Source organism: Areca yellow leaf disease phytoplasma (genome assembly GCF_041920595.1).
Genome location: NZ_CP169277.1, coordinates 535324 through 536457 on the forward strand (window position 1 = coordinate 535324; position 1134 = coordinate 536457).

Genomic DNA, 1134 nt, shown 5'->3' on the forward strand with positions numbered 1-1134 from the left:
TGAAATGAAAAAATCATCAAACTATTTAAAATCCAGCTGATCTTTTATAATGTTTTTGTGTTTTAGAATAAATATAATAAAACTCCTAAAATAAGCCCTAGAAAAAAGCAATAAACAACCTATTAAAGTAATTTTATATTTCTTTAAACCATTCCATACCAATTGATTTTTAGCTAAAACATTCCACAAACGAATAAAAAATATTATTTTCCATTGAGTTTTCCATTAATTAGAAGCAGGAGCAGCGCCTGTTTTGCCTAAATATTTATCTTTAATGTTTTTACTTATTTGTTTAACTTCTTGTCTTGGAATCATATAAAAATTGGTTGCAAATTGGCTTTTTTCCATATATGCATAGCTTCTTCTTCTTTTTAAAATATCTTGTAAAATTTTAATTTTCCAGTTATTTTTATTATTGTTAGTAGTCACTAAAGAAATGGTATAAGAATAAATAATATCATCTAAATTAGTGGGTTTTTGCATTATTCCTAGTGATATAAAATTATTTATTCCCAATCCCATAATAGTAGGATAATTAAGACATAAATCAAAATCATTAGGAGCAAGGAATCTAGATGTAATTGTCATTAAATTCGGATTCAGTAGTGTATTCTGCGCTTCTGTGGATATAAATTAGTAGGTTTTAAAATCTGTAGTTTTTAAATTAAATTGTTCTTCAGTGCTAAGAGTGCGTCTCGGGTTTATTTCTTCAATAATTTTTAATTCTTGCAACACGTGCAAAGCTAAAGAACGTTGAAAATTGTCTTGTGGCATCAAAATTTTAAGGTTGTTAGGGTGATTGTTTTTTTGAATTCCTTTTAAATTATTAAAAGTATTAGGTTTAGCAAAGCCCAAATTTTAGCTAAATAAACTACTTGGCTAAACGTTAATTTATCTTGATCTGGAATATTTGGATTTTCTTTATTAAAAATATTTAAACTATGTACATGAGCGTCTAATTTAGCATCAACTTTTTGTTTAAAAGTAATTCATTGGTTTGTTTAACCATGAACTATATATTGAACATCTAAATCAATATTGTATTCTTTTTAAACGGTCTTTTAGGCATATTCTTCTAAAAAATATTTAATAGTTGGCAGAGCAGTTAGTAATACGTGTTCGAACGAAGCATTA

2 protein-coding genes are annotated in these 1134 nt (G+C 26.2%); both read right to left on the reverse strand.

All coding sequences use genetic code 11. From position 1 onward, the window contains the following. Positions 1-225: 225 nt before the first annotated feature. Positions 226-588, reverse strand: a complete 363-nt coding sequence (locus ACEW7V_RS03040; RefSeq protein ID WP_374695398.1) for a hypothetical protein — start codon at positions 586-588, stop codon at positions 226-228. A 45-nt stretch (positions 589-633) separates the two neighbouring features. Beyond that, on the reverse strand, positions 634-855 hold the full coding sequence (locus ACEW7V_RS03045; RefSeq protein ID WP_374695399.1) for a hypothetical protein: 222 nt from the start codon (positions 853-855) through the stop codon (positions 634-636). Positions 856-1134 lie beyond the last annotated feature (279 nt).

Coding starts and splice junctions, on each gene's coding strand:
- ACEW7V_RS03040 (WP_374695398.1), bottom strand. CDS start 588: ATGACAATTACATCTAGATTCCTTGCTCCTAATGATTTTGATTTATGT.